The organism is Streptomyces sp. NPDC043996 (genome assembly GCF_056435225.1).
Genome location: NZ_JBWKEY010000004.1, coordinates 1 through 12,896 on the forward strand (window position 1 = coordinate 1; position 12,896 = coordinate 12,896).

Genomic DNA, 12,896 nt, shown 5'->3' on the forward strand with positions numbered 1-12,896 from the left:
AGGAAGATCTTGGTCGATCCCCTGGATAGCAGAGGTCCTGCCACATCTTGCGACCGCCTTGACATCGTCATCGGGGCCTTAACTTCGTGGCATTGGTCGATCGAGCGCCGGTGCTCGCGCACGGCGTGCGCGTCGTAGCGGGTGAAGTCGCCGGCGACGCAGATCAGCCTCGGTGCGCTCCACAGGATCTGGCACGCGGCCGTCACTCCGAGCCGGTCGCGGACCAGACTCCGGAATGCATCCTTTATGGGACGTCAGCCAGGCCATGTAGTACAGCCCCTGGTTGATCACGCCCGCGTCGGTGCCGCGCTTGTACTCCACGATCACCGGCGCGCCGTTCTCGTCGAGACCCAGCGAGTCGATCCGCCCGCCCTCGACGCAGTCGATGACGTACTCGCTCGCCAGGAACCTGACGCCCAGCATCGTCTCCATGTGCGCCTCGACGAGGTCCTGCACATCCGCCTCGGCCGCAGCCAGACGCGGCACGACCTCGGTCACGCCGCCACTCATGTTGAAGAGCTTCAGCCCCGACACCTTCCCCTCCTCGGCTCGGAGATCACCAACGCCAATGAGGTACAGGATTGTTTCCGCGAGAGCCCTTGGGAGCGTGAAGATAGCGTGAGACCCTACATATGGCCTGCCTGGGGATCCCGCGTCTCCCCCAGGCACCAGGGATCTACGATTCCCCCATGTGTCCCCCGGGCCCCATAGAACTACGCGACAAAGACACGTTTCCGCAGGTCAGAGCCAACTACTTGATCGATAGCACGAGTGCCTTCTAAGCACCTACTCTCCAGCCGCAAGCCACGACAACGCTGGCGTCAGCAGTCCGTCCCCGTGCCAGTTGTCGCGCGGTCTGGCAGGCACACCCGCTGTGTTCTGGTCTGAAACTTGAAGGCCATCGTGCCGTTCGCCCTCACAGCGATCCCGCTAGCGGCCGTCAGGTTGCGCCGGTTGAAAGTGTCAGCTCGCGCCGCGCCCGGTGCGCGTCGGTCAACGACACGCTCAGACCGACTATCCGATGCCCCAAACGAGACGGCCAAGTAGTGCTTCGTTAGGTTGCGGTTCTGCGGGTCTCGAGGAGTGGGTGTGCCCGCTTGTACGGTAGCGCTATGGCAGATCGATGGAACCCACGGGAGTTGGGCGTCCAAGTCGCCGTCGCCTGGGAGCGTGTCGAAGGGTGGCTGCGTGCTCACGCCCCGGCTTCCGCCGCTCTACTGCGCCCTGCGGCCAGCGATGCTGACATCTCGGCCGTGGAGGATTCGATCGGTCTTTCCTTCCCGCCCGCGTTGCGGGCGTGGTATCGGCTTCACGATGGCATTGACGGTCCCGCGGCTGGGCAGGGCGGGTGGTCCGCCGGGTTCCTGCCGGGTGGCCAGGGCTGGTACCGGCTGGAGCAGGTGCATGACGCCTATGTGCTGCAGACACGGGACTGGGAGCGTGAGCCGGGGTGCATTCCGATCTCCTGCACGCCGGACGACATCTGGTACGGCCGGTACATCGACGCCCGCCTGGATGAGCCGTCCTGGGGCAACCTCGGCCGGTGGGCCGCCGACGAGGAGCCCGAGCCCATCCCGGCCTTCACCGCGGGCTGGCCGCTGCAGGCGTGGCTGGCTGAGCTGGCTGAGGCTCTGGAGCAGGGCCGCTGCCTCATCGAACCGGGCGGGCGGCGCGATGAGCACAACTGGCCTGCGCTGACCGCGGGCGGAGGGCTGACGTGGGTGGACCCCCGGGATGCACGCCAGTTTCCGCCGGGCCGGATCCTCTTGGACGGCCCCCGCTGAGGTCAGGCGGCCCCGGCCAGGGCCGGGAGCCCCGCCGAGGTCGCCTGACTACTGCCTAGGGCTTGGGGACGGTGCAGGTTACCGTTGCCTTGGTGGCGTCACAGTGCCCGAACTGAGGGAAGCCCACCCAGTACGGGTCTTGATCCAGCAGCCGGTACTTCTGGGAGAACCCGGAGCTGAACGCGCCTCCCATCGAGGTGGAGTTCATCCACCCGGACATGGAGGAGCGACCGCAGACTTCCTTCCAGGTCGGGGCAGCCTTACGGGTGTCGTCGTACAGGTGCCATTCGCCTTGTTTGACGCGGGTGGCGTAGGTCTGCGCGCACTTGTTGCCCGAGGTGACCTCGTTCTTGCCGCCCATAGTGGCGGGCATGCCGCCGGAGTTGTAGCTGGAGGCGTAGGCGAACTCATCGCACGACCGCTTGTCGTTCGCGCTGATGTCGGGCAGGACGGTGGTGTCGGGGTGGCCGTATTTGGTCGCCCAGCCGGTGTTGTCGTCGTTGGTGGGGCAGATGACTTCGCGGTTCTTACTCGGGTCGCGACCGTGGGCGTTCTTGGCCGCGGCTGGCAGGTAGAACATCGGCTTGTTGCGTGTCTCGCTGCCTGGGTGGTTGGGCAGCTTGGCCTGGATGAGCCACGCGTGCGCGACCGCTGCGGGTGTCTTGTTGAAGTTCATCACCCACGTCGGGATGTACTTGTGGAACGTGCAGCCCGGCTTGGTGGTGGAGGAGATCTTGTCGCAGCGGATCTGCGCGCCGTCTGCCGTCCAGCGTGAGGCGGCTGGGTTCGCCACTGGCGCGTAGGCGGTGATCTTCGTGGACAGGTCGAGGGTGTCAGCCTTGTCGGCCGCGCTCCAGGTGTGGTCGATCTTTCCGACCGCCGAGTGCGAGAAGGGGTCCGCGCCCGCCCACACCAGGGCCCCGTCCCACGACTGCGGGCCGTTGGAGCACCGGTCCCCCGGGAGGCAGTCGAACTCCACGTTGAGCGTGACCGACCCGAACTTGGCGTCGATGTTCGTCGGCACGAGGGTGAGCTGCTGAGTGAGTGTCGCCGAGGTTCCCGACAGCTTCACCTCCTGGCCTACGGCCCATGAGGCGTTGAGGACTTCACCAGTGGGCCTGCCGTCCTTAATGACGATGCCCTCGTACTCATAGGTGAAGCTGCCGATGCACGCCTCGTACCGCTTGATGTGCGACTTACTGAGCCCCTTGCACCAGTCGACGAGGGGAGGAAGCTCCGGCCTCGCCCGCCCCACTCCCTTGGTGAGGGCATCACGCGTCTCGTTGCTGTCGTCCGGCAGCAGACGCGAACAGGGCTGAATACCCGTCTTCTCATTCAGCTCGCCACAGCTCCAGCCATCCGCCGTGCGGCGGCCGACGGGCGGCACCGTCGGTAGGGCCGGTTTCACGGACGGCTGGGGAATCGACTGCCGCACCTGGTGGTCGTCCTGGTTCAGGGTCGGTGCGTCCTTGTTGGGCTCGGGGAGTCTGATGTCGACCGACCGGTTGCGGACCTTGAACTTGGCCCACGGGGACCATTCGGTCTCATACAAGCTGCCGTCGTAGGCGGAGGTGTGGAAGGTGTAGGTGGCGCCCGGCTTCAGCTTGTCGTAGTCGACCTTGACCTGCGCGCGGTCACCGGATGCCACGTACTCCGACACCAGGACGCCGAACTCGCTGTCGTCTAACTTGACCTTGGTCTTCGGGTTGCCGTTGGCGTCGGTCGTGTAGACCTCGAACGTCAGGTTGGCCCGGTCATTGTCCTTGTCGGTCACGGTGTTACGCAGGACCACCTCAGTGGTGTTGACCTGCCACACACCGCCCGTCTGCGTGAACGTCGGGCCAGCCTCCGGGTTCTTGCCGGAGACTGGGCGGTTGCCGGCTTGATTCTCGCTCTCCGGCCCCGCCGCTGGGCGGGAGGAGGGGGCAGCGTTGGGGTCAGGGGCCGGGGTGTAGGCGGGCTCGGGCAGCGCGGTCGCCACCCCGGATCCGAGAAGCACGGCAGCCGCTACACCCATGACTAAGTGAGCGAATATATTTCTTCGCCTCAGTGAACTGCGCACGAAGCTGTAGTCCTCTCCCAGTGGTTGGTTCTCGCATTGCCACCCACCTTCCTAGGCCCTGCTGAGCTCAGACAGCAACCAACTATCCAGACATCCAAACGTGTTCAGCCAACGGGGAAGCACCGCGCACGCTCGCGCAACCTGTTAGCGATCACGTTGCACTCGCCACTTGGGAGCCATGCCGGACGTTTGCAAAACGTGACAGGAGGTCGGTGATTCGACTGCGACCCGCTCCCAGGGCCCAGGCCACGTGCCCGGCACCAGGGACACGACCGCCATCGGCGTCACATCGACACACCGGCTACTTTCGCCTACCACCGGCTCCAGACAACGGGCCTGCGTATGGGCATTACCGACCCTGTGGAGGTCCGGGACCCGCCTCTTCCACGGAGTCGAACGGCTTTCAACGGTCCGGCAACTGTGAGGCGGACGCGTGTGGAGTCCCCACCGCGAGGCCGGCGCACCAGCCGGGCCCTGCGGCCGCGGGGCGTGGGCCCGTCGCCGGCGGGCCGGGTTCAGCCGACGCGGGCGATCACATCAAGGCGAGCGTCGAGTGCGGCGAGGCAGGGGTGGTCCAGGAGTTGGGTCATGGTGCGGTGTCTCCCACCAAGTCTCACGAACACCATCGAAGCACCTGCACCACAAGGCCCGACCTGCACCAACGGCATCACCTAAACCACGTGGACGCCAGAAGACGCCACGCCTACCTGTGCCACGTGGTACCGCGCGGCCCTCTCGTCCGCACAGCGGACCGCACACCAAGATCCGGACCAGGGCCGGACCAACTCGGCTCCGCAATAGACGGGTCTGTCAAACGAGCGGTGTAACCGGGGTTGACGGTTACTGACGGGCTGCGGAGAGGCGGCCGTCGAAGGTGATGTCGAAGGCATTCAGCGCCGTCTTCCAGCGCATGGTCCACCGGCCCTGGCCCTGGTCCGTGGGGTCGAGCGACATGATCGCCATGTAGACGCACTTCAACGCGGCCCGCTCGTTCGGGACGTCGTCGGTGTACACGCGAACGTGGCCCTGGCAAGATTCTCGTGAAGCGAGGGTGTGCCACCGTGCGCTAGTGACACTCCGTCACGGGTAGCGGCATGGTCGGTGAGCGTGATGACCTCGTAGGAACTGTGTCTCCGCATCTGGATGCGGTGCAGGTGGAACGGGTGTGGTCGGCGGGCAGTGTGGTTCGCATCGCTGCCTGTACCAGCGAGTTGACGGTGGCGTGTCCGGACCGCGGTCTCGGGGCGACGCGGGTGCACAGCCGCTACTCCCGCACGCTTGCCGACGTCGCGGTCGGCGGGCGGTCGGTGCCGATCAGGCTGTCGGTGCGGGGGCTGTTTTGTGACTCTCTGAGTTGCGGTCGGCGGACGTTCGCCGAGCAGGTCGAGGGACTGACGGTGCGCTACCAGCAGATCTCGTTGAACCGGTGGATCACCCCCCGCACCGTGCCCTCGTCGGCCTGGACCAGATGGGCGACTACCGGGACCCGGTTGCCGCCGGTCGAAGCGAGCAGCATCATCGCCCGGCGGTAGCGCACCGGGTTGGTGCTGCCCCGGCGCACGACCTGCTGCAGCTTCTGCCCTTCCTGATCGGTCAGTCTGCGCACAGGCTCGGCCACACACGCCTCCAGCCGTCAGAACGGACGTCACCGTCCATCCAACTGCCCCAACCTCCAACCCGGCGAACCTTCCTGGTCAAAGCACTAGGCCAGGCCGTGAAGGCCATGTGGAGGCGATTCGACAGGAGTTCAACCGCGGCCGCGCCCTACTGCGGGCCCTCCGGCGAACGCACCTTCGCTCAACTCAAGTACTGGCGCCTGCTACAGCGAGCCCGATGTTCCACCTGCCGCACCGGAACCGCGGGCCACGCCATCCACACCCTCCTGACCTGTGAATATTCAGGATGAAAACAGTTCACTGGGCAGTCCTGGCGTTCTCCATATCCCGCCCCCCGGGGGTGCCAGCAACTCCAGGGTGGTGACGTGTTCAAGCCGACTCAGTCTCCAATCCCAGCGGCCTCAGCAAGACCTATTTTACCGGGAACACCCAAGACTCTCACCTCTACGACAGTTGCCGAGAATCTTCCCTTTTGCGTAACTTACCTGCGCCGCGAATGCCCCATATGGCGCCATCTACGGCGAGCCTTTGAAGCATTCTCGCAATGCTTCAACAAAGTCCGCAGGAACCCCTTGGCGTTGGACTGAGGTCCACCTTATGGGCGACTGGATACGGAATTCTAAATTCCTTCGGGATTGAAAGTGTGCCGTTGAGTCGGCCTCATGGTCTGGATAATCTCCAGGAGCGCCCTGACGGGGTGCTTTCCCAAGCGATATGAGAGGAGGCGTCATGCAGAACGAAGAGACTGTTGACCTCATCGTGATCGTCCAGGAATAGAGCGAAGCCCTGGCCTGTTTCGACCAGGTGGGCTGAGCCGGAAGTGTTGTCCCTCCGTATGGAGGGGCAACACTTTTCTCGTTGTTCAACATCGGCAGGCAACGGTGAAGGGGATGTAGGTGGAGGCGCGCCCGATCGATCCGGTGATGTTTCAAGTCAAGAGAGACGGCGTGTATCTCTCGAGTCCGCGAGTAAAGGGCAGGGTTCGACTCCATCGATCGATCGCGCGGATGCTGATCGAGTCGCCGGCCGGTATCAACCTGGAAGAGGTCGAGGGAGATTCAGAAGCTATTTCTCGGGCTCTGAAGCAGCTGCTGGAGCTGGGCTTCCTCGAAGAAGTGGGGGACGGTGAATCTGTTTGGCCCACCCCGTGGTGCGAATGGGGCGGTTTGGCCTGGCAGTTCCACCAGAGCATACGAGACGCGCCGTTTGCCAGTAAAGGCACCGATGAGCGCGAGCGATATGGCGATGCGCTGGCCGATCGTGACATGCCGCGAGGTGCGAAGCCGATCGACCCCTCAGTTGAGATTCTGTTGCTCCCGCGAGTTCATACGGAGATGGCGGCAAGTTTTCAAGGATGTGCTGGAGGGCCGAAGGACGCATCGTGACTTCTTCGATTCCCCGATCCCTCTTGAGTCGCTTTCGACTCTGCTGCACTATACGTTCGCCCCACTCCGCTTCTCCGACGCCGGAGAAATGGGTGTCGTCCAGTTGCGGGCCAGCGCCGCTGGCGGAGCACGCCACGAAACGGAAGCCTACGTAGTCGCGGTTAACGTCAACGGTGTTTCGCCGGGGATCTATCGGTATGACAACATCAGGCATGGCCTGATCAGCGTCCACCCTGAGGTGTCCCGCGAACAACTTGAGCATCTCACCCACGCTCAAGGCTTCTTCACCTCCGCTGGATTTGGAGTCATCACCACGGCCGTGCCTGAGCGCATGGCCTGGAAGTACCCCCACCCTCGGGCATACAAGATGCTCCTCCAGAACGTGGGCCATGTGGCCCAGGTGTTCTCGATGACGGCGACGGCTCTCGGACTCGGCGCAGGGCTCACCGGCGCGTTCCGAGACAGTGAGGTCGAAGATCTCCTGACCATCGACGGCATCGGCGAGTTTCCCACCTTCTTCTTCAGCTGCGGTCTTCCACAGTGCAACCCAGACGGCTCACCGATCCGGTACCGCTCGCCGGAGACCCCGTTCCTCAACTGACCATGCACAGAACAGCAGGGGGCAGGAAGCATATGGCTGAATCGAACGTGACGGAAGGCCCACTCAGCCATTCCAATTTCCGCATCATGGCCATCGGCCGGGGCGTCACCACGATCGGCAACGGAATAGCCCACATTGCCCTCGCGTTCGCCGTCCTCGACATCACCGGATCCCCCACCAAGCTAGGACTGGTGGTTGGGGCGCGGTCCATGGCGAACGCCGCGATGATGCTCCTGGGCGGAGTCTTGGCGGACCGAGTGCGAAGAGCCCTGCTGCTGCAGGGCTCCTCCTACGCCGCGGCCGCAACCCAGCTGGCCGTCGGCGTGGGACTGCTGGTCGGCGTGACGTCCCTGCCGTTCCTCATGGTGATGTCAGTGCTCAACGGCATCTTCGCGGCCATCTCCGTTCCCGCAACATCAGCACTGGTGTCGCAGACCGTTCCGGCAAGCCTCCTCCAGCAAGCCAACGCCATCTTCCGCATGTTCACCAACAGTGCCTTGGTCATCGGGTCGGCCGCCGGAGGCATCATCGCCGCCGTCGCCGGCCCTCCGTGGGGCATCATCGTCGACGCACTGACCTTCGCCCTGGCCGGGGCGATCTTCAACAGAGTCCACGTGCCGGAACTCCCGAAGACTGCGGGCAAGCGCTCGGTACTCATCGATCTGAAGCAGGGCTGGTCGGAGTTCATCTCACACCGCTGGCTGTGGATCGTGGTCCTCCAGTCCACCGTCTGGCAGGTGGTCTGGGCAGGCAGTATTCAGGTTCTCGGCCCGGCCATCGCCGACGAATCCATCGGCAAGCGGGCATGGGGACTTGTGTTGGCCACGCAGGCGCTCGGCACGATCGCGGGCGGCTATCTGGCACTGAAATGGCAACCCCGCAAGGCTCTGGGCTTCGGGGTGATGATGACCGCCCTCAGCGCCCTCCTGCCGGCCGGCCTGGCCATCTCCCCTGAACTTGCTTATCTCCTGCCCATCGCGCTTCTGGTCGGCATGGCCATGGAACAGATTGGTGTCGCCGGCAGCACCGCGATGCAGGAAAACGTCCCCGGCGACCGGCTGGCCCGCGTCTTCTCCTACCAACTCCTCGGCGCCACGGCCGCTGTTCCGCTCGGACAACTCCTCGCAGGCCCCCTGGCAATGGCCTTTGGCAGCAAGGAGATCCTGCTCTGCGTAAGCGCCGTCATTGTGGCGTCAACTCTCGCATCCGTATCGAGCCGCAGTGTGCGTGCACTTGAGCGTCGAGTACCGGACCGCTTGTCTGCGGTAGCACCTGCGACACCCACAAAGTGACGTTGCCGATGAAGGAAGCCATGAGACAAGATCTAGTTCACCTTCGCCTCATGACCGATGCGGAATACGCCGTGTATGAGCCGTATGTCATAGCCGACTATGCGCAACGGAACGTGGCCGCTGGCACTTTCGTGATGGGCGAAGCCATGGAACGGGCGCGCGCCGACTTTGCGAGGCTACTGCCACAGAGGGAATCCACAGCCGACAACCATCTGTACACGGTTGAAGGCCCGGAGGGCGAGCACGTCGGAAACCTCTGGTATGCGCTCAGGCGCCACGCTGGAAACACAACGGCGTTCATCCTCAACATGGAAATATTCACTCAACATCAAGGACGAGGGCTCGGGCGAGAATTGCTTCACGCGTGCGCGCAAGACGCGTCCAGTCGTGGAGCAGGAGCTGTCGAGATTCAGATCCTTGGCGGGGAAGACGAAAAGCGCAGACTCTTTCGCAGTGTGGGCATGGTGGAGCAGCGCATCGTCATGAGATGGAACCTAAACAGCGGTATCCAGGCGAGGGGAGATCGATGAGCGTGGGACAGACAGCAGGCGAAGCAGAGTGCCGCGCAGCAGACTTGAGGGTGCTCGCACGGGCCTTGCCCATATTCGGCGGTTCCGTTGACGGGGCGGAGCTGATTCCGCGACGGTTCGCAGCATCACGCAAGGCACGTGAGACGTTCGGGGTGCCCGAGCTGGAGACGGCCCTCAACGGGGGGCTGCTCAGGTACCCCTACATAGGTCTCGTTCGAGACGGAAAGCAAGTCTCCCCAAGGGAGTTCACCCAGACGCGGCGCGTTGCCTTCGCTGAGCAGCCGCTCTACGCGGACGCCGCCTTGGTGGTGAAACAGTTCCATCAGGGATCGACCATCATCCTGAAATCACTGGAGGAGTGGCACCCTCCAGTCCGGAACATGGTCAACGACCTCGCCGCGCTCACCGGCACCCAAGTCAAGGCAGACGTGTTCTTCACGCCGCCACACGCCAAGGCGCTTGTCGTCCATCGGGATGAATTTCACATCTTCGCAGTCCAGTTGCATGGCACAAAAGACTGGGTACTCCAAGGGGTCCCCGAGGGGAGCTCGTGGCGCGGCGGCCCCGCTCCGGCGGATACCTTGGATGAGCCGGAGAACGTAACCCTCACGTCCGGTGATGCGATGTTCCTGGAGGCCGGGACAGCGCACTCAGCGAAGAGCCAGGACGCGCCCTCGATGCACATCGCCTTCGAATTCCGCTCCTTCCGCATCACGGACCGGCTGGATCAAGTGATCCGGAAGATCGCCGCAACAAAAGGCCATGCCTTTGTTTCGCTGGACACGGACGTGGCAGCACGGCAGATCCGCAGCGTCCTGAGCCAACTCTCCGAAGAGCTCAACAAGTTGGACGCCGACCGCCTCGCACGAGACGCAACACAGCAACTCATCGTGGACTCGACGCGGTACGACGTAACCTTCGATAGCTGATCTTCACGCAGGGGCGTTGGCGGGGCGTGCGGTCGGCCACGTGCGCCGATGCCCATCGCACCACCCACCGGACAGGCTCTAGCCGATGATCCACGCTGCCCAGCAGCAACTTGCCGGGTCCGCGCGTACGGCCGACCGATGCCTTGAGCGCGGTGAAGCCGCCATGCGATCTGCCACCCGACCGCAGGCTCGGCGCTTGCTGGGACTGCCTCAGTAGAGGTTGTACTTGTACAGGCGCGTGCGGGAGTCGGCTTCGGTCAGGCCGAGTTTCGTGGCGATCGTGTCCCAGTCCGGCTCATCCTGGCGTACCCCGAACGCGGCGCTCTGCCCCGTCTCGGCAACGGTTTCCTCCAAGGTCGCGATGGCCCGCAGCGCGGCGAGGGGAGCGTCCTCGGCCAGTACGGTCAGGCGCTGCCGCACCTGCTCCAGGAGGTCCTGCACGTCAGCCGGGAGGGGCACAGTCTGCCGCTCGACCGCATCAACGTGCCGTTTCCAGGCGCGGTACGGGCCGCTCACGTCGTAGTCATCGGGGGCATCGGGGTCGATGCGCCCCCTGTCGATGGCGAACTGCTCTTTTCCGCGCCAGCCGCACGAGCACGCCGCCCGCAGCGCGCAGGCCCGCGGTGTGCCGGGGGTGCCGTCGTAGACCCACCAGTCGCTGGTCTGGTACACCTCGGCGGAACTGCCCGCATCGAAGAGCGCAGACTTCGGCTCGCTGCCGTCGTCCAGGACTGCCGCCGCCCTGCCCTCGTGCGACGCCCCGAACTGCGACTCCCACATCACCGTGGTCACCACACCCCGCCCTCCCTGGCCCGGCCAGTGAATCGCTCTCAACGACCATCGTGACGCCCACCACCGACCCGCGTACGCCACTTCGGCGAACAGGCACTGACCCAGCACCCGCGCCGGAACTGCCTCCACCGCCTGCTTCTCCTGCTCCTGAGCCCTGGCCTCCAGACTCCGGTTAGCTGACTGCAGTAGTCCAGCAAGCGACGTCAGCTGCTGGGCGTGACGCTGGGTAGATGCAACTCCCGGTGCACGTTGCCCTCGCCGAACCCGTCCCTGATCTGCCCCACCCCAGACAATGCGCAAGTGGGGCTTGACCTGCGCCGCCCAGGACATTGATCGCACCACCGCAAATCGTGGCGCCGCCCCCCCCGGCGACGGCCGTGATCCTCCGCTCTCCCGCTCCGGCAGTGCGATGAACGGGCCCGGCCGCGACTCGCCGCGAGCGAGCAGGCAGAGCGCGCGTACGACGCCGTCCGGCGCCCGGTGTACCGCCACCGTCGCGGGTCGAGCACGTCCGCGCGCGAGCCGACGCGGCGGGCCCGGTCGGCGGTCGGCCACGACCGCGACGCATTCACCATCGGGGAACGCTGCACAGTGGCGGCGGTCTGGTCAGCGCACTCGGTGAGGGCAACCTCGGCGGCGCGCATCGTGTCGAAGATCGCGAGACGCACGGGGACAGGGCGTTCGCCATCCGGGCGGGTCCGCGCTGCAAGGAGCGGAGGTGGGCGGCCTGGTGGCGCTCGCGCTTGAGGTGGTCATGGTGGCTATCCGGCAGTGTGCTGTGTGTATGGACTGGGGTGTCGTCGACTGCGCGATGGGCCGTGCTGAAGCTGCGCCGACTGGTACAAGTCCCACCCGGGCACCGCGACTTGCATCCGCATCCCCGCGGGTGCGGGGAGCACCGGAAAGCCCGGTTCGCCGACGTCTGCGCCACGGGACCATCCCCGCGGGTGCGGGGAGCACAGTCCGTACCCCTCGGGGCGGGTGTCGTAGCCGGGACCATCCCCTCGGGTGCGGAGAGCACAGCCGCACTTCGGGGTGTGGGCGGCGCCGACGGGGACCATCCCCGCGGGTGCGGAGAGCACGGTGCCGAGGTGGAGCAGACCTACCGCATCGAGGGACCATCCCCGCGGGTGCGGGGAGCACGGCTCCGGCCGGCCCGTGCCGTTGTAGGCCAAGGGACCATCCCCGCGGGTGCGGGGAGCACCGTCGCGGTCTCCGCCGTTACCCGTTGGCATGGGGACCATCCCCGCGGGTGCGGGGAGCACCGGTGGGCGCGGATCATGAGCGCGATGGACTGAGGACCATCCCCGCGGGTGCGGGGAGCACTTGTCGACGCCGCCAGCGCGCCACTTAATGACCGGACCATCCCCGCGGGTGCGGGGAGCACGACACGGGCACATGCCTAGCTCGTTCGGACGAGGGACCATCCCCGCGGGTGCGGGGAGCACAAGGTGTGGTGAGTATCAGTCACCACTACCTCGGGACCATCCCCGCGGGTGCGGGGAGCACCGGAACACGCCGTTCAACCATCTGGACAACACGGGACCATCCCCGCGGGTGCGGGGAGCACGCCCTCGACTTCTTCCGGAACGACGACCAGCGGGGACCATCCCCGCGGGTGCGGGGAGCACGGTATCGCTGCGGTGGCACTCGCGGTGAACGAGGGACCATCCCCGCGGGTGCGGGGAGCACTCGTAGCAGGCTCGCGCGCAGCGCCGCGACTTGGGACCATCCCCGCGGGTGCGGGGAGCACCCACCCGACGAACCCGCGGGTGTTGCCGTGGTGGGACCATCCCCGCGGGTGCGGGGAGCACCCTTCCTTCCCGCCTAACTGGCCGGCGCATACGGGACCATCCCCGCGGGTGCGGGGAGCACACTCCTTGACCTGCGGGTCTATCGCTGCCA

At 65.4% G+C, this 12,896-nt stretch carries 8 protein-coding genes, 3 pseudogenes and 1 CRISPR repeat array; of the genes and pseudogenes, 6 read left to right on the plus strand and 5 right to left on the minus strand.

What is annotated here, in order from left to right; all coding sequences use genetic code 11:
* Positions 1-95 precede the first annotated feature (95 nt).
* Positions 96-534, minus strand: a pseudogene (locus AC07A4_RS10910) (endonuclease NucS domain-containing protein); the annotation flags it as partial.
* A 578-nt stretch (positions 535-1,112) separates the two neighbouring features.
* Here AC07A4_RS10910 and AC07A4_RS10915 point away from each other — a divergent pair.
* Entirely contained in the window at positions 1,113-1,784 is a 672-nt protein-coding gene (locus AC07A4_RS10915; RefSeq protein WP_478595973.1) for an SMI1/KNR4 family protein, read from the plus strand.
* 55 nt (positions 1,785-1,839) lie between these two features.
* On the opposite strand, the gene AC07A4_RS10920 is transcribed toward AC07A4_RS10915, so the two are convergent.
* From AC07A4_RS10920 to AC07A4_RS10930, 3 genes and pseudogenes are all read right to left on the minus strand, one after another.
* Positions 1,840-3,765, minus strand: a complete 1,926-nt coding sequence (locus tag AC07A4_RS10920; RefSeq protein ID WP_478595976.1) for a hypothetical protein — start codon at positions 3,763-3,765, stop codon at positions 1,840-1,842.
* A gap of 921 nt (positions 3,766-4,686) precedes the next feature.
* Positions 4,687-4,842, minus strand: a pseudogene (locus tag AC07A4_RS10925) (IS256 family transposase); the annotation flags it as partial.
* Between the two features lie 415 nt (positions 4,843-5,257).
* Positions 5,258-5,464, minus strand: a pseudogene (locus AC07A4_RS10930) (IS630 family transposase); the annotation flags it as partial.
* Between the two features lie 894 nt (positions 5,465-6,358).
* Between AC07A4_RS10930 and AC07A4_RS10935 the strand changes: the two are divergent.
* The 5 genes from AC07A4_RS10935 to AC07A4_RS10955 are packed head-to-tail and all read left to right on the plus strand — an operon-like array spanning position 6,359 to position 10,199.
* Complete coding sequence (locus AC07A4_RS10935) at positions 6,359-6,847, plus strand: hypothetical protein (RefSeq protein WP_478595979.1); 489 nt, start codon at positions 6,359-6,361, stop codon at positions 6,845-6,847.
* Positions 6,819-7,448, plus strand: coding sequence for a SagB/ThcOx family dehydrogenase (locus AC07A4_RS10940; RefSeq protein ID WP_478595981.1), 630 nt, complete (start codon positions 6,819-6,821; stop codon positions 7,446-7,448). The genes AC07A4_RS10935 and AC07A4_RS10940 overlap by 29 nt, the downstream gene beginning before the upstream one ends.
* Before the next feature lie 32 nt (positions 7,449-7,480).
* The gene (locus tag AC07A4_RS10945) at positions 7,481-8,740 is read left to right on the plus strand and encodes an MFS transporter (RefSeq protein WP_478595983.1); all 1,260 of its coding nucleotides are present in this window, start codon (positions 7,481-7,483) and stop codon (positions 8,738-8,740) included.
* 50 nt (positions 8,741-8,790) lie between these two features.
* Entirely contained in the window at positions 8,791-9,270 is a 480-nt protein-coding gene (locus AC07A4_RS10950) for a GNAT family N-acetyltransferase (protein WP_478595985.1), read from the plus strand.
* On the plus strand, positions 9,267-10,199 hold the full coding sequence (locus AC07A4_RS10955; RefSeq protein ID WP_478595988.1) for a JmjC domain-containing protein: 933 nt from the start codon (positions 9,267-9,269) through the stop codon (positions 10,197-10,199). Before AC07A4_RS10950 ends, AC07A4_RS10955 begins: the two co-directional genes overlap by 4 nt.
* 210 nt (positions 10,200-10,409) lie before the next feature.
* Here the strand turns inward: AC07A4_RS10955 and AC07A4_RS10960 are convergent, their stop codons facing one another.
* Positions 10,410-10,994, minus strand: a complete 585-nt coding sequence (locus AC07A4_RS10960; RefSeq protein WP_478595991.1) for a hypothetical protein — start codon at positions 10,992-10,994, stop codon at positions 10,410-10,412.
* 867 nt (positions 10,995-11,861) lie between these two features.
* A CRISPR array of direct repeats spans positions 11,862-12,866; the repeat unit is 29 nt; unit sequence GGGACCATCCCCGCGGGTGCGGGGAGCAC.
* The last annotated feature ends 30 nt before the right edge of the window (positions 12,867-12,896 follow it).